Origin of the sequence: Thermosipho japonicus, assembly GCF_014201655.1 — a bacterium.
In the GTDB taxonomy this organism is placed as follows: domain Bacteria; phylum Thermotogota; class Thermotogae; order Thermotogales; family Fervidobacteriaceae; genus Thermosipho; species Thermosipho japonicus.
Genome location: NZ_JACHEX010000005.1, coordinates 147,606 through 171,841, shown reverse-complemented (window position 1 = coordinate 171,841; position 24,236 = coordinate 147,606). Strand labels below are relative to the sequence as shown.

The 24,236-nt window shown below is 31.6% G+C and carries 24 protein-coding genes, 1 tRNA gene, 1 other RNA gene and 2 riboswitches; of the genes, 19 read left to right on the top strand and 7 right to left on the bottom strand.

Going from position 1 to position 24,236, the window contains the following annotated elements; genetic code table 11:
• Positions 1–3: 3 nt before the first annotated feature.
• From sufB to ssrA, 11 genes are all read left to right on the top strand, one after another.
• On the top strand, positions 4–1,395 hold the full coding sequence (gene sufB / locus HNP65_RS08855) for a Fe-S cluster assembly protein SufB (protein ID WP_184619893.1): 1,392 nt from the start codon (positions 4–6) through the stop codon (positions 1,393–1,395).
• Positions 1,396–1,405: 10 nt separating this feature from the next.
• A complete protein-coding gene (locus HNP65_RS08850; RefSeq protein ID WP_184619892.1) occupies positions 1,406–2,530 on the top strand; it encodes a SufD family Fe-S cluster assembly protein in 1,125 nt (374 codons plus the stop codon).
• The gene (locus HNP65_RS08845) at positions 2,505–3,746 is read left to right on the top strand and encodes a SufS family cysteine desulfurase (RefSeq protein ID WP_184619891.1); all 1,242 of its coding nucleotides are present in this window, start codon (positions 2,505–2,507) and stop codon (positions 3,744–3,746) included. The genes HNP65_RS08850 and HNP65_RS08845 overlap by 26 nt, the downstream gene beginning before the upstream one ends.
• Positions 3,739–4,137, top strand: a complete 399-nt coding sequence (sufU, locus tag HNP65_RS08840; protein ID WP_184619890.1) for a Fe-S cluster assembly sulfur transfer protein SufU — start codon at positions 3,739–3,741, stop codon at positions 4,135–4,137. Before HNP65_RS08845 ends, sufU begins: the two co-directional genes overlap by 8 nt.
• Positions 4,138–4,271: 134 nt before the next feature.
• A complete protein-coding gene (locus HNP65_RS08835) occupies positions 4,272–5,972 on the top strand; it encodes a methyl-accepting chemotaxis protein (protein WP_184619889.1) in 1,701 nt (566 codons plus the stop codon).
• Positions 5,973–6,008: 36 nt separating this feature from the next.
• Positions 6,009–6,128: riboswitch (FMN riboswitch) on the top strand.
• A 56-nt stretch (positions 6,129–6,184) separates the two neighbouring features.
• Positions 6,185–7,216, top strand: a complete 1,032-nt coding sequence (ribD, locus tag HNP65_RS08830) for a bifunctional diaminohydroxyphosphoribosylaminopyrimidine deaminase/5-amino-6-(5-phosphoribosylamino)uracil reductase RibD (RefSeq protein ID WP_184619888.1) — start codon at positions 6,185–6,187, stop codon at positions 7,214–7,216.
• Entirely contained in the window at positions 7,197–7,745 is a 549-nt protein-coding gene (locus HNP65_RS08825; protein WP_184619887.1) for a riboflavin synthase, read from the top strand. Before ribD ends, HNP65_RS08825 begins: the two co-directional genes overlap by 20 nt.
• Complete coding sequence (locus HNP65_RS08820; RefSeq protein WP_184619886.1) at positions 7,742–8,866, top strand: bifunctional 3,4-dihydroxy-2-butanone-4-phosphate synthase/GTP cyclohydrolase II; 1,125 nt, start codon at positions 7,742–7,744, stop codon at positions 8,864–8,866. The genes HNP65_RS08825 and HNP65_RS08820 overlap by 4 nt, the downstream gene beginning before the upstream one ends.
• Positions 8,863–9,336, top strand: a complete 474-nt coding sequence (ribH, locus tag HNP65_RS08815; RefSeq protein WP_184619909.1) for a 6,7-dimethyl-8-ribityllumazine synthase — start codon at positions 8,863–8,865, stop codon at positions 9,334–9,336. The genes HNP65_RS08820 and ribH overlap by 4 nt, the downstream gene beginning before the upstream one ends.
• Before the next feature lie 35 nt (positions 9,337–9,371).
• A tRNA-Leu gene (locus HNP65_RS08810) sits at positions 9,372–9,460 on the top strand.
• Between the two features lie 60 nt (positions 9,461–9,520).
• Positions 9,521–9,881: a transfer-messenger RNA gene (gene ssrA, locus HNP65_RS08805) on the top strand.
• Positions 9,882–9,883: 2 nt separating this feature from the next.
• Here the strand turns inward: ssrA and HNP65_RS08800 are convergent.
• From HNP65_RS08800 to HNP65_RS08775, 6 genes are all read right to left on the bottom strand, one after another.
• Positions 9,884–10,504, bottom strand: a complete 621-nt coding sequence (locus HNP65_RS08800) for a sigma-70 family RNA polymerase sigma factor (protein WP_126992968.1) — start codon at positions 10,502–10,504, stop codon at positions 9,884–9,886.
• Positions 10,505–10,514: 10 nt separating this feature from the next.
• On the bottom strand, positions 10,515–11,318 hold the full coding sequence (locus tag HNP65_RS08795; RefSeq protein WP_184619885.1) for an HAD-IIA family hydrolase: 804 nt from the start codon (positions 11,316–11,318) through the stop codon (positions 10,515–10,517).
• 29 nt (positions 11,319–11,347) lie between these two features.
• Positions 11,348–12,325 carry a FecCD family ABC transporter permease gene (locus tag HNP65_RS08790; protein WP_184619884.1) on the bottom strand — a complete coding sequence of 326 codons (978 nt, stop codon included), beginning with the start codon at positions 12,323–12,325 and terminating at the stop codon, positions 11,348–11,350.
• Positions 12,325–13,203 carry an ABC transporter substrate-binding protein gene (locus HNP65_RS08785; protein WP_184619883.1) on the bottom strand — a complete coding sequence of 293 codons (879 nt, stop codon included), beginning with the start codon at positions 13,201–13,203 and terminating at the stop codon, positions 12,325–12,327. Before HNP65_RS08785 ends, HNP65_RS08790 begins: the two co-directional genes overlap by 1 nt.
• A gap of 62 nt (positions 13,204–13,265) precedes the next feature.
• Positions 13,266–13,450, bottom strand: a riboswitch (cobalamin riboswitch).
• Positions 13,451–13,455: 5 nt separating this feature from the next.
• Entirely contained in the window at positions 13,456–14,517 is a 1,062-nt protein-coding gene (locus tag HNP65_RS08780) for a 1-deoxy-D-xylulose-5-phosphate reductoisomerase (RefSeq protein ID WP_184619882.1), read from the bottom strand.
• Complete coding sequence (locus HNP65_RS08775; RefSeq protein ID WP_184619881.1) at positions 14,496–15,113, bottom strand: thiamine diphosphokinase; 618 nt, start codon at positions 15,111–15,113, stop codon at positions 14,496–14,498. Before HNP65_RS08775 ends, HNP65_RS08780 begins: the two co-directional genes overlap by 22 nt.
• Before the next feature lie 57 nt (positions 15,114–15,170).
• On the opposite strand from HNP65_RS08775, the gene HNP65_RS08770 reads away from it, so the two are divergent.
• From HNP65_RS08770 to ltaE, 8 genes are all read left to right on the top strand, one after another.
• Positions 15,171–15,860 carry an ABC transporter ATP-binding protein gene (locus tag HNP65_RS08770; RefSeq protein ID WP_184619880.1) on the top strand — a complete coding sequence of 230 codons (690 nt, stop codon included), beginning with the start codon at positions 15,171–15,173 and terminating at the stop codon, positions 15,858–15,860.
• A gap of 4 nt (positions 15,861–15,864) precedes the next feature.
• A complete protein-coding gene (gene recG, locus HNP65_RS08765; RefSeq protein ID WP_184619879.1) occupies positions 15,865–18,186 on the top strand; it encodes an ATP-dependent DNA helicase RecG in 2,322 nt (773 codons plus the stop codon).
• 13 nt (positions 18,187–18,199) lie between these two features.
• Positions 18,200–19,093 carry a LipS2 family lipoyl synthase gene (gene lipS2 / locus HNP65_RS08760; protein WP_184619878.1) on the top strand — a complete coding sequence of 298 codons (894 nt, stop codon included), beginning with the start codon at positions 18,200–18,202 and terminating at the stop codon, positions 19,091–19,093.
• Complete coding sequence (locus tag HNP65_RS08755; RefSeq protein WP_184619877.1) at positions 19,090–19,656, top strand: isochorismatase family protein; 567 nt, start codon at positions 19,090–19,092, stop codon at positions 19,654–19,656. The genes lipS2 and HNP65_RS08755 overlap by 4 nt, the downstream gene beginning before the upstream one ends.
• Complete coding sequence (locus HNP65_RS08750) at positions 19,641–20,429, top strand: FAD-dependent oxidoreductase (RefSeq protein WP_184619876.1); 789 nt, start codon at positions 19,641–19,643, stop codon at positions 20,427–20,429. Before HNP65_RS08755 ends, HNP65_RS08750 begins: the two co-directional genes overlap by 16 nt.
• Positions 20,426–21,361 (top strand): radical SAM family protein, encoded by a 936-nt coding sequence (locus tag HNP65_RS08745; protein WP_184619875.1) that lies wholly within the window; start codon positions 20,426–20,428, stop codon positions 21,359–21,361. The genes HNP65_RS08750 and HNP65_RS08745 overlap by 4 nt, the downstream gene beginning before the upstream one ends.
• A 40-nt stretch (positions 21,362–21,401) precedes the next feature.
• Positions 21,402–22,088, top strand: coding sequence for a hypothetical protein (locus HNP65_RS08740; RefSeq protein WP_004103800.1), 687 nt, complete (start codon positions 21,402–21,404; stop codon positions 22,086–22,088).
• Positions 22,089–22,167: 79 nt separating this feature from the next.
• A complete protein-coding gene (gene ltaE / locus HNP65_RS08735; RefSeq protein ID WP_184619874.1) occupies positions 22,168–23,199 on the top strand; it encodes a low-specificity L-threonine aldolase in 1,032 nt (343 codons plus the stop codon).
• Here the strand turns inward: ltaE and HNP65_RS08730 are convergent.
• A complete protein-coding gene (locus HNP65_RS08730; protein WP_184619873.1) occupies positions 23,183–24,211 on the bottom strand; it encodes an aldose epimerase family protein in 1,029 nt (342 codons plus the stop codon). The two genes, ltaE and HNP65_RS08730, sit on opposite strands and share 17 nt — an antisense overlap.
• Positions 24,212–24,236 lie beyond the last annotated feature (25 nt).

The following is a 24,236-nucleotide window of genomic DNA, read 5'->3' as shown; positions in this document are numbered from 1 at the left end:
GACATGTTTGATATAAAACAAAATGAAGATAGGTTTAATTATATTGCTAATATTGAGCCAGAGTATAAAAGTTTACCTGGATTGACACCAAAAATAATTGAAGAAATTTCTGAAATTAAAGGTGAACCTAAATGGATGAGAGAACTTAGACTTAAATCTTTGGAGATTTTTCAAAAATGGCATGATCCAAGATTTGGAGTTGATATTTCTGAATTGGATTTAAACAAGATAATTCCATATATAAAGCCGAAGGCTAACAAGCAGACAAGTTGGGAAGAAGTTCCTGAAGAAATTAAAAAGGCTTTTGATAAACTTGGAATTCCTGAGGCTGAAAGAAAATATTTTGCCGGTGTTGGAGCACAATTTGATTCGGAAATAGTGTATCAAAATATAAAGAAAGAACTTGAAGGTCTTGGTGTAATTTTCATGGATATGGAAAGTGCGGTAAGAGAATATCCAGACTTAGTAAAAGAGTACTTTATGAAACTTGTCCCAGCTCATGATCATAAATTTGCTGCACTACATGGTGCAATTTGGAGTGGTGGAACATTTTTGTATGTTCCAAAGGGTGTTAAAGTTCCAATGCCGCTTCAAGCTTATTTTTTAATGAGTAATCCTGGAATGAGTCAGCTCGAACATACAGTTATTGTAGCTGATGAAGGCTCTGAAGTAACTTTCATTGAGGGTTGTTCAGCGCCAAGATACAATGTTATTAATTTACATACAGGAATGGTTGAGATTTACGTAAAAAAAGATGCAAAGGTAAAATACATGACAATTCAAAATTGGAGTAAAAATACGTATAACTTGAATACAAAACGCTCTATAGTAGAAGAAAATGGAGTGATGTCTTGGGTTTCAGGATCACTTGGTAGTATGAAGACAATGTTGTATCCTATGACGATCCTTAAAGGAAAGGGTGCAAAAGCAGAAAGTTTAGGTATAACATATGCAGGACCAGGCCAACATATGGATACAGGCTCAAAAGTAGTACATCTTGCACCTTATACAAGTTCCACAATTGATGCAAGGAGTATCAGTGTTGGTGGCGGCTGGGCCTTTTATAGAGGGCTATTAAGAATAGCACAAGATGCTAAAAAAAGTAAATCTCATGTTCAATGTACCGCATTAATGCTTGATAATAAATCAAAAAGTGATACAGTTCCATTAATTGAAGTATATAATAGTGATTCGGATGTAGGTCATGAAGCAAGAATTGGAAGAATTAAAGATGAACAAATCTTTTACTTAATGACAAGAGGCTTAAGTGAAACAGAAGCTAAAAGTATGATTGTTAAAGGTTTTATTGAGCCGATTGTTAGTAGTTTACCATTTGAGTATGCCCTTGAGCTCAATAGATTAATTGAAATGGAAATTGAATCATCAATAGGGTGAGGTGTTAGTTATGGAGAAAAATTTAGAATTATTTTTAGATAATGAAAAAGCAGTGGTGAGTGCCCCAAAGCAATTTTTCGAAGGTGACTATACTGAAAAAGATTTAGAAAAAGAACTTTCAAGTATTGAAAATAAATTTGTTAGAAAGTATATATTGGAAAAGTATAGTGAATATACAAAAATAGGTTTTCCTATATGGAAAAGATTGAAAATTAATAGTATAAGTTTGCCAGAGTATAAATATGAGGGATATTTTAAAGGTATTGAAGAAGATTTAGGCTTGATAGATTTTGAGGGAACTCATAGAAAATATGTTTTGTTATCAGATATATTTTCATCTATGGGTGAATATATAAAGGTTGATAAGGAGAAAAAAGTAAAAGTTGAATACATTGATAGAATAACAAATGATGTGTATAAGGTTAATGGTAAGTTAGTTCTTGTAAGAATTTTGAAAACGAAAAATTTTTCAAATAATACATTGAGAGTTATGGCAGATGATAATGCAGAAGTTGAAATTTACAACATTCATGTAAGTGAAGAAAATTCTTTTTCAGTAGATAATATTTTTATTATAGTTGAAGATAAGGCACAAGTAAAAGTTAGAGATATATATATTGGAGAAGGGAAGGTAGCAGGATATTTAGGAGCAAAAATGAATGGTAATGAAAGTAATGTAGATGTTAAACCATACTTTTTGGGAAGTAAGAGTGCAATTTTTGATCTTCAATATCTTTTAAGGTTTGTAGGGTTTGAAAATAAAGGATCAATAAAAGCGGAAGGTGCACTTTCTGATGAAGCAAAAGTAGTATTTCGTGGTATACTTGACTTAAAAAGAGGTGCAAAAAATAGTGAAGCAGAAGAGATGGAAAGATGTATATTATTATCAAAAGATTCAAAAATGGAAGCTATCCCAAGTTTGTTAGTAGATGAAAATGAGGTTACTGCATCACATGCGGCAAGTTCTGCTCCACTTGATGAAGATGCAATTTTCTATTTAATGAGTAGAGGATTTAATAGAAAGGAAGCAAAAAGCTTTATATTAAATGGTATTTTTGAAAATTTAATTAATGAGCTTTCGGTATTTGGCCTTGAGGAGGTCGTAAAAAATGCTCTCAAAAAATATATTGAATGATTTTCCTGTACTTTCAAGAACAATAAAAGGAAATCGTATTGTTTACCTTGACAGTGCTGCAAGTACATTAAAACCAAAGCCAGTAATTGATAAATTGTCTAAATTTTATTTAGAAAATTATGCCAATGTTCATAGAGCAGTTCATACTCTAGCATCTGAGTCAACTCAGATGCTAGAGTTTTCTAGAAAAAATTATGCAAATTTTTTGAATGCTAGTGAACATGAGATAATTTTCACATCAGGAACAACAATGTCAATAAATCTTATAGTTGAAAGTTTAGTAAGAAGTAAAATCTTGAACAAGGATGATATAGTTTTAACAACTTTAGTTGAGCATCATGCAAATTTTGTTCCATGGGTAAGACTTTCCAAATTACATGGATTTAGAGTAGAATTTGTTGAACCTAGCTTGCGTTTTGGAACTTTAGCTATCGAGGATTTTTTAAAAAAAGATATAAATCCTAAGGTGGTCGCTATTACAGGACATTCAAATGTAACGGGGCAGTTAATTGATATAGAAAAAATTCGCAATATTTTTCCTAATTCAATATTAATAGTTGATGGAGCACAACTTATTCCGCATCAGAGGATTGATGTTAAGAGCTTAGATATTGATTTTCTTTGTTTTTCAGTCCATAAAATGCTTGGACCAAGTGGAATTGGAGTTTTATATGGAAAGAGTCAATATTTAGAAACACTTGAGCCTTTTTTGTATGGCGGTGAAATGATTGATAAGGTTGGTGTTGAAGATGTTACCTTTAATGTGCTTCCATACAAATTTGAGGCAGGAACTCCAAATATTGGTGGAATTGTCGGTGCAAATTATGCGCTTGAATATTTAAAAAATATTGGATTTGATGAGGCAAAAAAACATATTCTAGATCTTACAAAATATGCTATTGAAAAATTTAGAAATATTGAAAATGTTGAAGTTTATGGCCCACTTGATGAATCTCACTGCGGTATTTTAAGCTTTAATATTGACGGAATTCATCCACATGATGTTGCACATCTTTTGGATGAAAAATTTGGAGTGGCAGTAAGGAGCGGTCATCATTGTGCACAGCCTTTGATGAATGTTTTGAAGTCACAAAGTAGACTGTCTCAATTTCCAAACAGTACATGTAGAGCAAGTTTTTATATATATAACTCATATGAAGATATAGATATATTAATAGAAGGAATAAAAAAGATAAAGGAGTGGTTTGATGTATAATGAATTAATCATGGACTATTCTAAACTTAAAAAGTATAAGGGAAAGATTGAAGATGCTACTAAAGTAGAAGAAGGCAAAAATCTTTCGTGCGGTGATGAAATTACTTTATATTTAAAAATTGAAAATGAAAGAATAGTTGATGCAAAATTTGAAGGAATTGGCTGTGCAATAAGTCAAGCTTCGGCTAACTTGATGATAGAAAATATTATTAATAAATCAATTGATGAGGTAAAAACATTAATAGATAACGTATATAAAATGACGCGTGGAGAAGAATACGACAAATCGGTTTTAGGATTGATCGTGGAGCTCAAAAGCATTAAAGATTATCCAATGAGAATTAAATGTTTTTTACTTGCGTGGAAAACTTTAGAACTTTCATTTAAATAAGTTGTAACGGATGTATAATTTTTATCCACTTTAATTGAAAAAGAATATTTTCTTGAAATTTATAAGTTTTATGTTATAAATTAGTAAAAGTGATAATAAAATTTATCACTTTGTTTTTTTAGTGAGGTGAAAAGATGTCTATCGAGAAAAAGTTATTGAATCTTGTTTTATTTTTTCTATTAGTTTTAGATTTTCCTGCACTCCTTTTTTCATACTATGTATTTTCTGGATTAAAAAATTATCCTGTAATTAATCTTTTACTTGGATATATTCTTGCTGTTGCTACATTTGGTGCATTGGTGGTTGTTCTTATATATAAGAATGTGAAAAATGCAAAGCAAAGGAAAGGATTTAACGTTCCTTATTATTCAGCTATAGTATTGTTTTTTGGGAACTTTATTGCTGCAACAATAGTGGGTTTAATTGCTTCGAAAATGACAGAGCTTCCTAGTGAAACTTTGGCATTGAGATTAAATGGAGCGTTTGCAATAAACATGAACATAATAGCATTATTTATTTTTACCTACTCAAAGATCGTTAATTTTAATGAAGTAAAGCATTTGTTTAATAAGTTTAAAATCAGTGCTAATTTGAAAATTATTATTTCTGTTTTATCAATTACTCTCTGGATTGGTCCTATAATTATAAAATATCTTTATACAAAAGGAATTTTAGATAAACAAAGTAGTTGGAATGCAACATATATTAGTTTGTCGTTGAATGTTATTTTGGCATTTACGGTATATTTTGTGATTAGATTTATTTTAAAGCCAGTAGAAGAACTTAATAATAGTATGCAAAGTTATGGAAAAGGTGATTTTACAAGAAAAATTAACATTTCATCTTTTGATGAATTTAGGGAAATTTCTTTAAATCTAGAAAATATGGTTAATGAGATTTCAAAAGTTATAAGGGGATTTGAAGGCACTATATATAAATCTAAAGATGTAACTGAGATTACGAATAAGAATTTTGAAAAATTGCTTTCTTCAATTGAGGAGACTAGAAACAGTACAATTGAGCAAACAAAATCTGTTGAAAAAATAAGTGCTGCAGTTGAAGAGATTACTGCAAGCCTTGAAGAATTATCAAGCCAAGCAGCAACTTTAAACAATACAGCATCTGACACCTTAGAAATTAACGAGAAACTATTAAATACTACAAATCTTGGAAAAGAAAATCTTGAAAAAGTGAAGACCGCAAATAGCAGGGTAGTTTCAAAGTATCTTGGACTTGATGAAAAAATATCTAAGCTTCTTAATTTTACACAAAATATTGGAGAAATAGTTAATACTATACGTAATATAGCAGAACAAACAAATCTTCTAGCTTTAAATGCAGCAATTGAGGCAGCTCGTGCTGGTGAAGCAGGAAAAGGCTTTGCAGTAGTTGCTGACGAAATTAGAAAACTTGCTGAAGAAACAAAGGGTGCAACAGATATAATAACAAACACTATTCAAGAGATAACAAAAAGTTCTGATGTGATTAAAAATGAAACAAGCCAAGTGAAAGAAGAAATAGAAAATTCTCAAGAAGAGATAGAAAGTTTGACAAGTGTATTGGATGAAATTTTAGAGTCATTTAAAAAGCTCTCTTCTATTGTTGATGTTCTTGCAGCTCACTCTCAAGAGCAAAATGCATCTGTGGAAGAGATGTCTAGTGCAGCAAATGAGGTTTTAAACCAGGTCAATAATGTGTATAAGTTATCAGAAGGTGTCCAAAAATTTTCAGAAGAAGATAAAGAAGTTGCAAATATGTTGTACAATAATATTTCAAACTTGACTGAAATGATCTTTAATTTAAATCAAGAAATCAAGAAATTTAAATTTGAATAGTTGATAAAAATTAATAGGATGATATAATATTGTTGAGAATGTCCTCGGGGCAGGGTGAAATTCCCGACCGGCGGTGAAAGCCCGCGAGCCCTTAAAAGGGTTGATCCGGTGGAATTCCGGAGCCGACGGTAAAAGTCCGGATGGGAGAGGACAAGCATAAATGAATACATTTATGCTTTATTCCTCTCCCTCCTGAAAAGGAGGGATTTATTTTGGAAAAATTCATGAAGCTTGCTCTAAAACTTGCAAAGAAAGGTGCAGGAAGAGTATCTCCAAATCCATTAGTTGGTGCTGTTATCGTAAAAGATGGTAAGATAATTAGCACAGGATATCACAAAAGATATGGTGATTTTCATGCGGAAAGAAGCGCTATTTTGAATGCAAAAACTTCTCTTGAAGGAAGTACTTTGTTTGTAAACCTTGAACCTTGTTGCCACCATGGTAAAACCCCACCTTGTACTGATCTAATTATAGAGTCCAAAATTTCTCAAGTTTATGTCTCCATCTTAGATCCAAATCCTTTAGTAAATGGTAAAGGTGTTGATATTCTAAGAAAAAATGGAATAAAAGTTCATGTTGGACTTCTTGAAAGAGAAGCAAGTTATCTTAACAGGGTTTTTATAAAGTACATTACTAAAAAGACTCCTTATGTAGCTTTAAAAGCTGCAATGACTCTCGATGGATTTATCTGCGATAACTTGGGTAAATCTAAGTGGATAACGAAAAATAATTTTAATATTTCACATAATTTACGTAATTTTTTTACTGCAATTATGGTTGGGGCAAAAACAGTGTTAAAAGATAATCCACAACTTACTTGTAGAAATGGTGGTAGAAATCCAATCAGAATAATTTTAGATTATGAAGGAAAACTTGCAGGGAAAAATTTTAATGTTTTTGATAATCATTCTAGGACAATTGTTTTTTCAAGTAGATGTGAGAAATACAATGGAGTTGAATGCTACCCTGAAACCCGCCCTGAGGATATTTTAGAAAGGTTATATAGCTTAAATATTGATTCAGTTTTGATCGAAGGAGGTGCTAGTGTATTATCCCAATTTTATGATTTTTCTGATGAACTCCATCTTTTTTATGCTCCAAAAGTTTTTGGAAGAGGACTTTCTGCATTTTCAGAATTTGAAAAATACATTGATGAAGAGTTTGATTTGAAGATTAGGAAAATAAGACGATTAAAAAATGAGTTTTATTTGGAGGTAATAAAAAATGTTTACGGGAATTATTGAATATGTAGCTAAGGATTTTAAAATTGTTGGAAATACACTGGAGATTAAGCTACCTATTTCATGTAATGTTGGTGATAGTGTGTCTGTAAATGGTATATGCCTGACGGTAAAAGAAGTAAAAGAGGATGTCTGCTATTTTGATTTGGGATATGAAACCATTGGAAAAACGAATATAAAAAAGGCTAAATACTTAAATATTGAGCGAGCTTTAAAGATTGGAGATAGATTAAATGGGCATTTTGTTCTTGGACATGTTGATGGTGTAGTGACTTTTCTTGGAAGAAAAGCAATGAATTCTGGAATTTTATATAAATTTTCAATGCCTAAAGAAAATTATGCGATAAAGAGAAAAGGCTCTATTTCATTAAATGGTATTAGTTTAACTATTGCAAATGTCTCTCTTGATTCGTTTGAGGTTCAAGTTATTACGTTTACAAATGAAAATACAAATTTAAAATATTTAAAAACCGGAGATATTGTAAACTATGAAATTGATGTATTTGCAAGATATAGGGGGGGAATGTTTTGAAACCATTTATTTTAATTGATAAAAAGAATGAATTAGAAGGTGATTTTTTTATTCCTGCTCAAATTTGTGATGAAAAGATTTTAAACTTTATTATTGAAAAAGGCAAAGGACTTTTATGTGTTAGTGCTCATGAATATGATCTATTAGATAGAGGTTTTTTTAAATTACCTTCTAATGGTTCCAAAACAAATTTTTTTATTACGGTAGACTATGGGGAAGGTACAGGAATATCTATTAGTGAAAGGTGCAGCACTATACAAAAAATTTCAGAAGGGCTAAGTATTAAGGATTTTGTTTATCCAGGACACGTAAATGTGTTAGGGGCAAAGGAAGGGCGATGGGGGCACACGGAAGCTTCAGTGTTTTTTTCTGAGCATCTTGGTTATAAACCTTATGGTGTAATTATTGAGATCTTAAATAGTAGTGGTGATTCCCATGATTTTGATTATATTTTGGAGCTTTCAAAAAAGCACAAATTGGAAATAATTGACATAGAAGATTTGTACAAGGAGTATGTAAAAAAGAGATTTTCTATTGATACATCAGTTAAACTTCCAACGGCAATTGATGAAGATTTTAAAATTTATACTTTTAAGAATCCGTACGATTTTCGAGAACATATTGCAATTGTAAAAAAGCCATTTAAAGAATCTATTCCTTATTTAAGAATTCATTCTGAATGTGTAACTGGTGATATTTTTCATTCACTTCGTTGTGATTGTGGGGATCAGCTAGAAAATTCATTGAAAATCATTTCTAGAAAAGGTGGTGTGTTAGTTTATCTTCGCCAAGAAGGAAGAGGCATAGGTTTAAATAACAAGGTAAGAGCTTATAAATTACAGGATGAAGGATATGATACAGTAGAAGCAAATTTAAAGCTGGGGTTTAAAGATGATGAAAGGGATTATTTTGCAGCATACTTAATACTTAAAGCTTTGAAAATTGATAAAGTAAAGATTTTAACTAACAATCCGAAAAAATATGAAGAATTGAAAAAATATGGGATAAAGATTAAAGAAGTAGTTAATATTTATGGAAGGGTTAATAAGTATAACAAAAAATATCTTTTTACAAAGGCAAAAAAGATGAAACATAATTTAAAATTGGAAGGAGTGGAATAGTGATTTTAGAAGGCCAATACCGAAATTGTGAGGATTTAAAAATAGGTATAATTGTTTCAAGATTTAATAGTCAAATTACTGAAATGTTGCTAGATGGAGCAATTGATTGTCTTAAAAGACATGGGGTTAAAAATACTGAAATAATAAAGGTACCAGGAAGTATGGAAATTGGATTTGTATTAAAAAAACTTGTAGATTTAGACTATGATGCTCTTATTGCACTTGGCGCGATTATAAGAGGTGAGACATATCATTTTGAAGTTATTTCAAATGAGATATCAAAAGCTGTTATGCAATTAAATTTAGAAGGGAAAGTTCCGATTTCATTTGGTGTTGTTACTGCAGACACTTTAGAACAAGCTATTAATCGTGCAGGTGCAAAGATGGGCAATAAAGGTTTTGAAGCTGCTATGGTTGCACTTGAGATGGCAAATATAAATAGAAAGATAAATTCAATAAAAAGTACTTGACCAAATTTATAATTGTGGTATAATAAATTACGCGAGCCGAGGTGGTGGAATTGGCAGACACGCATGGTTGAGGGCCATGTGGGCATCAACGCTCGTGCGGGTTCAAGTCCCGCCCTCGGCACCAGGTCCCGAATGCGGGACCTTTTTTTGAACTTTGGTCTTTTAAAACAAGTCAAATATATACGGGGGCGAACTGGTTTCGACGGAGATGAAATCCCCCAAGAAGCGAGCCGAGGTTTCCGGGTTCCTCGTAAAAAAAACTCGGGAAAAAGATAAGTGCCAACGAAGAATTAGCATTAGCAGCTTAATTTAAAAAGCTGCCGTCCTACCAGGGTTTGACCGGGGCTCTGGCTAGGGCGTGACATAACCGGTCTAGCGACTTTGGATTTGCCTTTCGTCCAAAGTCGCGAAATCTTAGAAAGGCTAGGGTTTGGAAAGCCTGTCCGTGGGCGTTCCAAATCCGAAGTTTAAAACACGGACTGCGCTCGGAGAAGCTTGGGGGATTTTGTCTTCGGACGCGGGTTCGATTCCCGCCGCCTCCACCAGATTAATTATTAAATACTTGTTCTATTATAAACCTATCAATTTTTGTTCTCCCAATCCTTTTTGCCTTTTGTATTGTATTGTCCACCTTTTTAAAGTTTACATTTAATTCCTCCTGAATTTCAGCATATGAATAACCATCTAGCCACATTTCAAAAATATCTATTTCCACGTCCTTTAAATGCTTGACAATTATTTCCTTAATTATATCAATGAATATTTTTTTGGGGATATTTGTTGATTTGTCTTGGAGTGAGTAATCGGCTTGTTCCCCGCCTTCTTCTTCATCAAAAACATCTATACTCGATGAATCTGAGAGTATCTTATTTTTCTTTCTATTTAAATAAGTAATAAATGTTTGAACCTCCCCTTCTATACTTTTCCATGCAAATGAGTTAAAAGAGCTTCTTTCGCTATCAAAATAAAATACAGCCTTAATTAACCCAATAAGTCCATTTTGGACTATATCTTCAAATTCAGCCCATGGCGCATAATATTTTGATGAAATTTTAATGACCATTGGATAATACTTTTCAATTATGAGTTCTAGTGCTTCTTTTAATCCACTTTGTGCAAGCTCAACTAGTTTTTCTATTCTTTTTCCTCTAAGATTGTACTTTATCATTATTTATCACCTAAATATATTTTGAAATCTCACCTATTTCTTGAGCAATTATATCAGGTTTTATGTTTTTTATATCACTTTCTTTTGCTTCACCTGTTAAGACTAAAATGGTCAATACACCAGCTCTTTTGCCAAGAAGAATATCTGTATAGAGCCTATCACCAATTACACATGTTTCTTCTTTTTTTACATTATTTTTTTGCATTATCATTTCAAGGATTAACGGATCTGGTTTTCCAAATATTATATCGGGTTCTTTCCCGGAGGCCTTAGTGATTATACTTGCAATTGCCCCTGTATCAGGAATAGGTCCATCTTTTGAGGGACAATTTAGGTCAGGGTTTGTTAAAACAAATAATTTTCCTTTTGAAACATAACTACAAGCCTTTGCAAGTTTTTCATAGTTTAAAGTAGTATCAAATGTAACAACAACAATATCAGGTTCTTCACTATCTACTACTTTATGACCAATATTTTCAAATACCTGTTTTATTGCTTTGTTTCCAACAAGATATATCTTTTTAGGACCAAATTTTTCTAGCAAATATTCTGCAGTTTCAATTCCAGCAGTAAAAATTTGTTCGGCATTTATTGAAAGTCCCGCATTTTTAAATTCTAATAGATAATCATCAATTGATTTGTTTGAGTTATTTGTCAAGAAAACAAATTTTTTGTTTGCTTTGAAAACGGTATTTGCAAATTCAATTGAACCAGGAAACAGTTTTCCACTTAAGGAAAAAGTACCATCAATGTCAAGAACAAATAACTTAATCTTCTCTAATTTTTCAAGAGAATCCTTTGTAAGAATTTTCATTTTTTCACCTCTTCAAAGATATTATACTATTATTTTTGTTTTTTAAGAAGGATGAACATTAATGGTGCACCAATAAACGAAGTAACAACACCTATTGGAACTTCAATGGGAGAAGCTATAGTTCTAGATATGGTATCAGAGAAGGAGAGAAAAATTCCGCCAAGTAGGACACTGCCAATGAGACTATATTTATGTTTTGACCCCGTGAGAATTCTTGCTGCATGAGGAATTATTAATCCCACAAAGCCAATTATTCCAGTTTTTGAGACAATCACAGAGATTACAAAAGAACCAGCTAAATAAAAAAACCACTTTATTTTTTCAACTTCAACACCAAGAATTTTAGCTTCCTCTTCGCCTAAAGCAATTGCATCGAGTTCTCTGTTTTTTATTAATGCAATAGAAAACAATACAATTACCGATATTGCTGGAATTATTAAATCATTCATTGTCGTACCCGAAAGGCTTCCAAAAAGCCAAACATATGCGCTAGTTAAAGTTTTACGTGAGAGATTTATTAGCAAGATTGTTGCGGATGAAAATATAGTACTAATTAATACACCTGAAAGAATAAGGTGTGTGATAGGAATTATTCTCTTTCTTTTTGCAAGAATAATTGTTAATAGTGAAGCAAGTAATGAAAATGCAAAAGAAAATACGTTAACACTGACAGTTCTGTTTAGTGACACAGCAACATAGAGTGCTAAAACAGCACCAAAACCAGCTCCTGAAGATGTACCAATTAGATATGGGTCAACAAGTGGATTTTTCATAATAGTTTGGTAGATATTCCCAACAAGTGCAAGACCTGAACCAGCTATAAGGCTCATTAATATTCTTGGAAATCTGACATTCCATATGAGGAATTTTATTTGCTCATTTTCAGGATTAAAAATTTGAGAAATTGGGATTTTCACAGTTCCTATAGAAAGGTTTATAAGAATTACTAAGAAGAACAAGACTGGAAGGATGATCCTTCCAGCCTTATAAATGTTTATTTTAGTCATTATTTTCCTCCGTAAAAGAAATTATAAAAAATTTCAAGGTATTTGACTATATCTGGAGATATTGAGCTTATGTCGTTACCATCAATAACAAATACTTTGTCGTTTTTAACTGCTTTAAGATTTTTAAATATTTCATGTGATTTTATTTGTTTTATGGTTTCATCTGGACTAATGTATGATGCAACAATTATTATGTCGGGATCATTGTATGTTAAAAATTCCCAATTTACAGAGAACCATCCATTATTACCAGAATAAGGAGCACAAATATTTACTCCACCTGCGTATGTAATTAATTCATTTACATAAGAGCCAGTTCCTGCAGTCCAAAGGTCTTTTGTTTCATTATTTGGAACTGTTATAGTGAAAAAGACTCTTGGCCTTTTTTCAAGAGGTACTTTTGAGCTTTTTGCGCCATATTCTGAAATTGTTTGTTTTATTTTATTTGCCAATTCAGATGCTATTTGTTCTTTACCAAATACATTTCCAAGAAGCATTACATCTCTTGCAACATCATTTAATGTTGTGGGATTTAAAACAAGTGCCTTAATACCGAATTTTTCTAACTTTTGCACTTCTGGAAGTTGAAAACCACCGAAAGTAATTACAATGTCAGGATTTAATGAAATAATTTTTTCTATATTTAGTGGCACCATATTTCCAATTTTTTCAGCATTAAAAGAATCCCAATCTGTAACACCAACTATATTCTCTCCAAGACCAAGTTTTACAAGAAATTTGGTGGAGCTTGGAGCAGCAGAAACTATTCTTTCAGGTATTTTATCAAAGCTTACCAATCTTCCAGCATCATCAACAATAGAGAGTGCAAATATAAATGTAGTTAACAAGACACTTAAGAAAATAACCCATCTTTTCATCCTTTATCCCTCCTATATAATATTTTAAAGAAAAACGCCCACCCTTAGGGACCGCAAAGGTGGATTGCTTTCCTTTCAAATAAGGTATCCCGACTTCCGGATCATCCTACTCTCCACGCCTTCCCAGGAAATATCCCAGTGGCATTTTGTGGATTTCGTCCCCGGTTACGGTGGCGTCCCCGTGCCGGACTTTCACCGGCTTCCCTTATTTGAAAGGTAAAATATTAAGTTGCCTGCAAATAGATTATAACACTAATATTGTTCTTTTGCAATTTGTCTTGCAATTTTGTCTATTTCAAAGATTTCTTTAAAATCATTTATATTTCCATCTATTTTTTCGCATGTGTTTATAACTATATCAGCTATTTTTGAAAATTTTATTTGTCCATTTAGGAATTTTTCTACAGCAATTTCATCAGCTGCATTGAAGGCTATTCTTTTTGCAAGATCCTTAATTATACTTTTTCCGTAGAAAAATGCCGGGTATTTTGATGGATTTACATCTTCAAATATAAAGTTCTTATTTTCAAAATTTGGCCAATTTTTATTTTCGTATAATCTCTTCGGATAACTTAGTGAATAAGAAATTGGTATTTTCATATCTGGGAATCCAAAATGAATCTTTACAGTTCCATCTTTTAAAAATACAGCTCCATGAACTGTTCCGGTAGGATGTATTTTTACTTCAATATTTTCCAATTCAAAGAGTTCGAAAGCTTCAATTACTTCAAATGCTTTATTTACCATTGTTGAAGAATCTACGGTTATTTTTTTACCCATACTCCAAACAGGGTGATTTAATATATCTTCGACTGATAAATCATCTATATTTTCTTTATCTCTTACCGCACCGCCAGATGCAGTTATTAATATCTTTACCACATTTTCGTCGAAAATCTGAAAAATTGCAGAATGTTCGCTATCAACTGGTATTAATTCAACGTTATTTTCTTTGCAAGCTTTTTTTACAAATGGACCTGCACAGACTAAAGCTTCCTTTGTAGCAAGTGCAAGCCTTTTTGTGTAAGGTATAGAATCAATTGTTGCAAGAACACCATCAAAACCAGGTATTGCAGCAACTACAACATCAGGGCGGATTTTTGCCACCATATCTTTTATAGAGCTTACATTAAATTTTACAGGGGAGTAAAAGTATTCCACTTTGAAGTCTTTTATAATTTTTTCAGCAACAGTAATGTTTTTTCCAAAAGCTATACCTTTTACTCTAAAGTTATCGAGTTTTTTAATTACTTCAAGAGTTTGCATTCCTATAGAGCCAGTTACTCCTAATATTACAATGGTTTTTTCTTCCATCTAAAATAAATCACCTCTCCTTTTTCTACATGTATTTTTATTTTTTCATCCGTTGTTTCGTTACTTACACCTATTGGATTTTCTATACTCATGTTACCATTGAAGGGGTATTTAAAGCCTTCTATCATAAAAGTTGCATTACACAAAGGAATAAAAGACCATATTTCACCTATTTTAACTTCTTTTTCAAGCTTGTTATTTTCTTTTAAAATTGCAGATTCTAACTTTTCAGAATTTAAGTAAATATTTGCATCAAATTTTTTTAAAAGTCCATAGAGTGCAAATATCATATCTATCCTTTCGCCTTGAAAATTTATTATTTCTATTTCTTTAAATCCGTTTTCAAGAGCATATTTTATAGCAAGTTCGCAATCTGTTTCATCCTTTTCTCTGGGATATTCAATAATTTTCACAGATTGTTTTTTAAAAAAATCTATCGTTTCTTTGTCAATAGAGTCAAGATCACCTATTACGATGTCTGGCAATATATTTCTTTTTTTGAGTAACTTTGCTCCACCATCAACAGCTATTATATGGTTTGTGTTTAAAACTAATGTTTCATCAATATTACCATTTAAAACAATTGTTGCCTTCACTATATCCCTCCTAATGTTATAATATATACAAGAAAATTATATCATGGAGATGAAAGAATGATAGTAAGGGCAAAAAATTTAACAAAAATGTATGGTAAAAAGGAAAAATTTGAAGCTTTAAAAGGTGTTAATCTTGAAATAAATGAAGGAGAAATTCTTGCTATTTTAGGACCATCTGGTTGTGGTAAAACTACTCTCTTAAATTGTCTTTCAGGACTTGATGAGCCAACATCAGGCGAAGTTGAAGTTCTTGGAAAAAGACTTGACAGAATGAATGAAGAGGAAAAAACAATTTTTAGATCTGAAAACATGGGGTTTATTTTCCAATTTTTTAATCTTATACCAGTTCTGACAGCTGTTGAAAATGTTGAGATTCCATTGCTGATTTCAAAAAACGGAACTCCAACCGAGATTAGAAAAAAAGCTCTTGAGTGGCTTGAAAGATTACATATATTTCATAGGAAGAATGCATATCCATCAGAAATGTCTGGTGGTGAGCAACAAAGAGTGGCTATTGCAAGGGCATTAATAAATAATCCAAAGATTGTTTGGGCAGATGAACCAACAGGGGCTCTGGATACAAAGAATAGTCAAGAGATAATTGATTTAATCATTAATATGAATAAAGAGCTTGGAACAACATTTGTTATTGTAACTCACGATATAAATGTTGCAAAACGGGCACATAGAATTATTAAAATGGATAGTGGACAAATAGTTTCTGAAGAAATACTTGTGAGAGGATGAAGGAATGTATATTCCATTGTTAATAGAAGACTTTTTAGATGAAATATTAAATATAAAAGATCACAAAGCTTTAATTGAATATGTGGAGGATAATTTTGAAAAAATAGATGATCCTTTAAAAGAAGATCCTGAAGTTTTCAAAAGGCTTCAGGAATTTTATACATACATTGTTGAAATGAAAAATCTTCCAGAAAAAAGAATTCAAAAGAGATTGAGTTACATTCCAGGAATGGTTAAAAGATTTAAGTTGATGCATTTGGTTTATAAAGTTGAAAAGTCTTCTGATTTAAAAACACTTGATACACCTATAAAGTATGTTAAAGGAATAGGTCCAAAAAGAGCTCAAAAATTTTTAAAACTTAATGTGAATAATGTTGAGCAACTTTTAAACTTTTTCCCAAGAGATTATGAAGATAGAAGAAGAATTATTCCTATTCCTTTGCTTCGTGAAGATGATAAAGTTGTTACAACAGGAAAATTAACTGGGGTTGAAAAAATAAAAAAAGGTAATTTAACTATTGTTAGTGCTGTTTTATCCGATGGGATGTATCAAATTCTTTTAAAATGGTTTAATCAGGACTTTATGGAGGGAATATTAAAAGGTCTTTTGAGAAAGAAACTATATGTATTTGGTACAGTAAAAAAAGGATTTTATGGAAGTTTGGAGATTCACAATCCAGAGATTGAGCTTTTTAATGAGAGTAAAAGAGAAATTTTTCCGGTTTATCCGTTAACTGAAGGATTAAATCAAAATACTGTAAGAAGAATTATAAGTGAAAATATTTATAATATTTACAATTTCAAGGAGCATTTACCTGATGATTTAATTTCAAAGAGAAACTTGATAGATGTTTATCAGGCATATACTGGAATGCACTTTCCAAGGAGTGTTTTTCATAAAAAAGCGGCAAGATATAGACTTGCATATGAAGAAATTTTATACCTTCAAATCGCATTTTTATTATCTAAAAAAGAAAATGAAAAAATAGGCGGAATATCTAAAAAATTTGATGGGAAATATTCAACAGAGCTTATAAATTCTCTTTCTTTTGAGTTAACAAATGCTCAAAAGAAAGCATACGAAGAGATTAAAAATGATTTAAAGTCTGATAAACCAATGAATAGATTACTCCAGGGAGATGTTGGTTCTGGAAAAACTATTGTTTCAGAACTTGCAATGCTCGATAACTATGAAGCAGGTTTTCAATCAGCGGTTATGGTACCTACTTCAATTCTTGCTATTCAAAACTTTAAAAAGATTTATGATCATTTTTCAAAGTTTGGAATAAAGGTTGCACTTTTAATTGGAGCAACTTCAAATTCTGAAAAAGAACGTATAAAACAAAGATTAAAAGATGGTGACATCGACGTTGTAGTTGGAACACATGCCTTAATTCAAGAGGATGTTCATTTTAAGAATTTAGGTTTGGTTGTAATAGATGAGCAACATAGATTTGGTGTTGAGCAAAGGAAGGAACTTATCAGTAAAGGAAAATTGGTAGATACGTTGGTTATGACAGCAACACCTATTCCAAGAACACTTTCTCTTTCATTGTATGGTGACCTTGATGTGTCGATTATTGATGAGATGCCAAAAGGGAGAAAACCAATAAAGACATTTGTTGTTCACCAATCAAAAATTGAAGAAGTGTACAAATTTGTAATAAGTGAAGTGGAGAATGGCGGGCAGGCATATATTGTCTATCCATTGATAGATGAATCAGAAAAATTAGCGGTTAAATCTGCAACTTCTATGTATGAGGTTCTTACAAAAGAGTATTTTCCTGATATTCCTGTGGGACTTATCCATGGTAAAATGAGTGACTCAGAGAAAGATGATATAATGTACAAATTTGCATCTGGAGAGATTAAAATTCTTGTTTCTACAAGCGTTATAGAAGTTGGGATAGATGTTCCACAAGCTACAGTAATAGTAATTGAAAATGCAGAACGTTTTGGGCTTGCTCAGCTTCATCAATTAAGAGGAAGAGTAGGCAGGGGAAACAAACAGTCGTACTGTTATTTAACAGTTGGAAATGTTTCAAGAGAAGCCTTTGAAAGGTTAAATTTCTTTGCATCAACAAATGATGGATTTAAAATTTCAGAATTTGATTTAAAACTAAGAGGTCCTGGAGAATTTTTGGGAGTAAGACAGCATGGACTTCCAGAATTTAAAGTTGCAGATATCATAAACGATATTGACATAATAATGGTGGCACGGGAAGATGCAAAATACATCATTGAAAGTGAAGAAAAATATAGAGATTTAATTAGTTATGTCAAGGAATTATATAAAGAGCGATTGAAATTGTTAGATGTTGGTTAAACGAGGTGATAATTTGATATTAAGAGCTTCATATGGAACTCTATCATTGCTTGGGCTTGTGAAAAATAGCAAGATTAAAATGGATACAGCTTATTTTATGCTTGATGGTCGCTGTGTGTTTAATTGTGCATTTTGTGCGCATGCAAGAGATGCAAGAACGGATAATAAATTTCTTTCAAGAATAGTTTGGAAAGAAATTAGTGTTGATATGATTGAAAAACTTGATGTAAAGAGAATATGCCTTCAGGTTGTAAGCTATAAAGGTTATAACGAAGATCTTGAATATTTACTTTTAAAGCTAAATGGAAAAAAAGTTTCAGTTTCAGTAAGAGCTCTTTCGATGAAAGAAATAGATAGGTATTTTGAACTTGGAGCAGATGCGATAGGTTTGTCAGTTGATGTTGTAAACAAAGAATTATTTGAAAAAATACGTGGTGGAAAGTTTGAAAATACACTTGAATTAATTAAAAATGCAGCAAAAAAATATCCAGGGCATATTACTACTCATGTTATAGTAGGACTAGGTGAGACTGATAAAGAACTTATAGAATTTTTTTATATGATGAAAGAACTTAATGTAATAGTTGCTCTATTTTCTTTTACTCCAATTAAAGGAACAGCTTTTGAAAAATTACCTTCACCAAGTATGGAAAGATACAGAAAAATTCAGATGGCAAGGTATTTAATATTTGAAGAAGAAGTTCCAAAAGAAGTATTTATTTTTAATAAAGAACGGTTAGAAAAAATTAATTATCCATATAGACAAGGTTTTGGTAAGGCGTTTTTAACATCTGGTTGTAGTCACTGTACAAGACCGTATTATAATGAAAAACCTTCAAAGGAGCCTTACAATTATTTTGAATATGCTAACAATCTTGAGGAAATTGCAAGGAAGGTGCTTGAATGAATTTTTATAAAGAAAGAAAAAAACATCCACTTGTTTTAAACGTACCTGCATTGTTAATTATTGATGTTCAAAGCTATTTTACCGATAAAGAAAGTCCTGCTTATTTAGACGGGATTGAAAATATATATGAAAATATAAAAAAACTTTCAGAAAAATTTTTGCAGAAAGGTTACCCTGTAATATCAACAATACACAAAGGCGGAGCTTTACAAATGCAGAGATGGTGGGGCAATATAATCGATGAAAAGTGGGCAAAACCTTATTTTAAGTCGAACGAATATGTGTATATAATAAAAGATACCTATGATGCTTTTTATAATACGTATCTTGAAAAAGTACTAAGGTTAAAAAATGTAACTGATATTATAATTACCGGAGTTATGACACACTTGTGTTGTGAGACAACTACAAGAAGTGGTTTTGTAAGAAATTTTAATGTGGTTATGGTTGAAGATGCGCTTTGGGATAAAGATGAATTTTATCACTTTTTGTCTTTAAAAACTTTGGCACACGGTTTTGCACATATTTGTAAAACGGAGGAAGTATTGTGCAAGTTGGAATAGTTGGAGCAGGTCCAGCTGGAATTTCAGCTGCAGTTTTTTTGAAAAGATATGGAATAGATGTAGCATTGTTTGAAAAGAAAAGAGTTGGTGGACTTATAAATAATGCTTGGCGAGTTGAAAATATTCCACTTTTTAAGCCGTTGCCTGGTAAAAAAATTGTTGAGAATATGAAATCATATTTGGACCTATATAACGTTAATATAATATTTGAAGAAGTTAAAGAGGTTTATGATAAAAGGATTATAACTGAAAAAGATACATATTATTTTGATTATATAATTATTGCATCGGGAACGGTTCCAAACAGAATAGTGGAATATGAAGGTAAAAGAGTATACTATGAATTTTTAGATTTACCGGAAAATATTGAATCACTTGCAATATATGGTGCGGGCGATGTAGCTTTTGATGGAGCAATACAAGCAAAAATTTTAAGGAAAAATGTTCATGTTTTTAATAGATCAAACAAAATAAAAGCTCTTTCACGACTTGTTAATATTGCAAATAGTTTGGGTGTAATATATCATGAAAGTGAGCCAATACAAATTGTAGAAAACAAAGAAAATTATGTATTAGTACATACAAAAAAGTCTGTTTATAAATTTGATGCTTTACTACTTGCAACAGGCAGAAAGGTAGATTTGTCATTTTTAAAAACTGATAAAGTAGTTTTGATAGGCGATGTTGCTCATCCAAATTTTAGACAGGCTTCAATTGCCATGGGAGATGGTATAAAAATTGCAATGAAAATCATCGGGGAGGGAAAGGTGTGAAAATTTTAGAAAAATTTGGAAAAGAAGAAATAGCATATGTTTATTTAGGAGAAACTTCAAGAGGAAATTTGGTTGAATTTGTTGAATCTATTCAACCACCTATTCCAAGAGATGAAAAGTGGGTTTTAATTGTATCAACGTTGAATGGTTGTCCAGTACAATGTATGATGTGCGATGCGGGTGGGTTTTATAAAGGAAAGCTTACAAAAGAAGAGATTTTAGAGCAAATTCTGTACCTTGTAAGCACAAGGTATAGTAAAAAAGTTCCGGTTAAAAAATTTAAAATTCAATTTGCGCGTATGGGTGAACCATCTTTAAATGATGAAGTTTTAGAAGTTTTAAAAGAGTTACCAGAAATTTTGGACGCACCTGGCCTCTTACCATCAATTTCAACAGTTGCTCCAACTGGAACCGATGATTTTTTTGAAAAATTGTATGAAATAAAGGAAAAGTTTTATAGAAATAGATTTCAATTACAATTTTCAATACATAGTACAGATGAAAAGCAAAGAGATAAAATAATTCCTATTAAAAAATGGAATTTTGAAAAGATAGCATTGTATGGAGAAAAATTTGTTAAAGAAGGAGATAGAAAAGTAACACTTAATTTTGCACTTGCCAAAGAAAATATAGTTGATTCTAAAGTTATAAAAAGCTACTTTTCACCGGAAAAGTTTTTAATTAAGATTACCCCCGTTAACCCGACATATTCAGCTATTAAAAATGGATTACACTCTGATATTGATTTAAATAATTTTATGCCAGTTAATCACAAAAATTTTGTAGAGGAATTAAAAGAATATGGTTATGATGTATTAATTAGCATAGGAGAATTGGAGGAGAATAATATAGGGAGTAATTGTGGGCAATATGTTCAAAAGCATTTATTGGAAAAACAAAAGATTGAGAATGCATATAATTTTGTAAAATAAAAAAATATTTATGGTATAATATATCCAGGGAGGTGATTATATGGGAGAAAATAACATTTTAATGTGGGTAGGAGTAGGTGTATTAGCAGTTGCTTTAGTTGTTGGTGTAGTTTTCCTTATCATGCCTAAAGATCAGTATATTACAGCTCAAGGAATTAAGATTTGGAAACTTCCAAAAGAAGCAGAAAATGTTCAGATTAATTATTCTCAAGAGGCAAAAGTAGCTCAGCTTGCAAGAGAAGGAAGGCTTTTCTTATTTGAAGGAGTGAATGTCGGTGGCGGAGTAAATATGACAATTGCTGAAAATGCAGCAAGAACACAAGCATTAGGAAAAATTGCAGAGTTTTTAAATGCAAAGGTAGAAACCTTCAGAAAAGTTGTTGAAGGACAACTTCAGAGTGTTCAAACAAATTCCGGAAATGAAGAAAACAATCAACAATTGGTAGAAGCTGCTGTGTCAGCATATAAAGGAATTACCAAAGTTATGGCGGAGGCTATAGTAAGTGGTGCTTTAAAATATGCAAGTTGGGAAGTAAGAAAAGGGAACGTTGTAGAGCTTCATGTTCTTTATTTTTATGATCCTACAAACTTACTTTCTATACTTGAATCTCAAGCACTTGTAAGTGATTCTGTGAAAAAATTGGGTAAGCAGGGTGTTGACTTCTTTAAAGCATTAAATTCAGTATTAGATGAGGCATCAAAAGGAACTCCTCTTGCTGGTGAATAATTAATGAATAGATGATTAAAAAGGGGCTGAGATAATATCAGCCCCTTTTTTGTTATAATTGTAGCTGGAGGTGAAATATATGGAGTTTATTGATTTGAGAAGTGATACTGTGACAAAACCAACTGATGAAATGAGAAGAGCAATGGCTTATGCAGAAGTTGGTGATGATGTATATGGTGACGATCCTACAGTAAATAAACTTGAAGAACTCGCAGCTGAAATATTAGGAAAAGAAGCAGCATTATTTGTTCCAAGTGGAACATTCGCAAATCAGCTAGCGCTTTTTACACATTGTAATAGAGGCGATGAAGTAATAATTGGCGATGATTACCATATTGTTCAGCATGAAGCAGGAGCTGCAGGAATAATATCAGGAGTACAGCTTAGAACAATAGAAACGGATAGAGGAGCATTAATTCCAGAAGTTGTTGAAAAAAAGATAAGAAAAGTAGAAGATATTCATTATCCTAAAACAGGTCTTATTTGCCTTGAGAATGCACATTCTAATGGAAGAGTGATTAGACTTGAAAATCATGAAAAAATGAGAAATATTGCAGACAAATACAAAGTTCCAATTCATCTTGATGGAGCAAGGATATTTAATGCTGCAACGTTTTTAAAAATTCAAGCAAGTGAAATTGCAAAATATGCTGATTCTGTAAGTTTTTGTCTTTCAAAAGGTTTGTGTGCACCTGTTGGATCACTACTTGTGGGGAAAAAAGAATTTATTGAGAAGGCAAGAAAGAAGAGAAAAATAATGGGGGGAGGATTAAGACAAGCTGGGATTTTAGCGGCGGCAGGGATTATTGCTCTTGAAAAGATGAGATTTAGACTAGAAGAAGACCATGAAAATGCGAAGTATCTTGCACAAAAGCTTTTAAATTTTGATTTTATTGAGATTGTAGAGGATGTAGAAATTAATATGGTATTTTTTAAGATAAATAAGCAATTTGAGGAAGAAGACTTTGTAAAGTGCCTGTTTGAAAATGGTATAAAAATAAATCCATCTGATGATGGAATATTTAGGTTTGTTACACATTATTGGGTAAAAAAGAAAGATATTGACTATGTTATAGAAAAAATGGAGAAATATTTTACTGTTCAACAGTAAATTTAAATGTTGTTTTATGGTAATAAATATCCCCTTTTTTTAGTATTACATTTGGAAAGTTTTTTTTGTTTGGTGAGTCAGGAAAATATTGTGTTTCAAGACAAAGTCCGGAATGTTTTCTGTATACATTTCCGGACTTTCCAATAATATTATCAAGGAAATTTCCCGTGTATAATTGGATTCCAGGCTTTGTTGTTTCTACTTCTAATTTTATTCCAGATTCTAAAGATGAAACTACTGCGGCAATTTTTGACTTGTTTAATACAAAGTTTACGTCATAATCAATTTTTTCTAGCATTTTTCCTAGATTTTTTGGTTGTTTAAAATCATATGGTGTATTTTCTACAGGTACGATTTCGCCTGTTGGGATCGAATTTTCATCTACTGGGGTGTAGAAATCTGCATTTATTTTAATTTTATGGTCATAAATGTTGCTTTTTCCTGATAAATTAAAATAACTATGTTGTGTTAAATTAACAACTGTAGGTTTATCGGTTTGTGCTGTGTATTCGACGATAAGTTCATTGCTATTTGTTAGTGTGTATATTACATTTACAAGTAGATTTCCCGGAAAGCCTTCTTCGCCATCATGACTTAGATATTTTAGTTTTAATTTTGGACCATATGGAGAGTTTTCAGTAGATGATTTGAAGATTTTGGTATGAAACCCCCCTATCCCACCATGTAAAGAATTTTTACCATCGTTTAGTTCAAGCTGGTATATTGTATCATCAATTTTAAATTGTCCATTTTTTATTCTATTTGCATATCTTCCAATAACTGCACCAAAATAATATTTATGATTTAGCTTTTCGTATTCTTCTAAATTATCAAATCCTAAAACAACATCAACATATTTTCCATACTTATCTTTAACCCATATGTTAGTAATTATTCCTCCATAGTTTAAGGCTTTTACAATTATTCCATTTTGATTTTCCAATGTGTATTGAAATACAGGAGCTTTTATTTGTGTTTTTCCAAATAATTCTTTAGTAATTTTGCCAAACATAAATATTTCTCCTTTTTGTTGATTT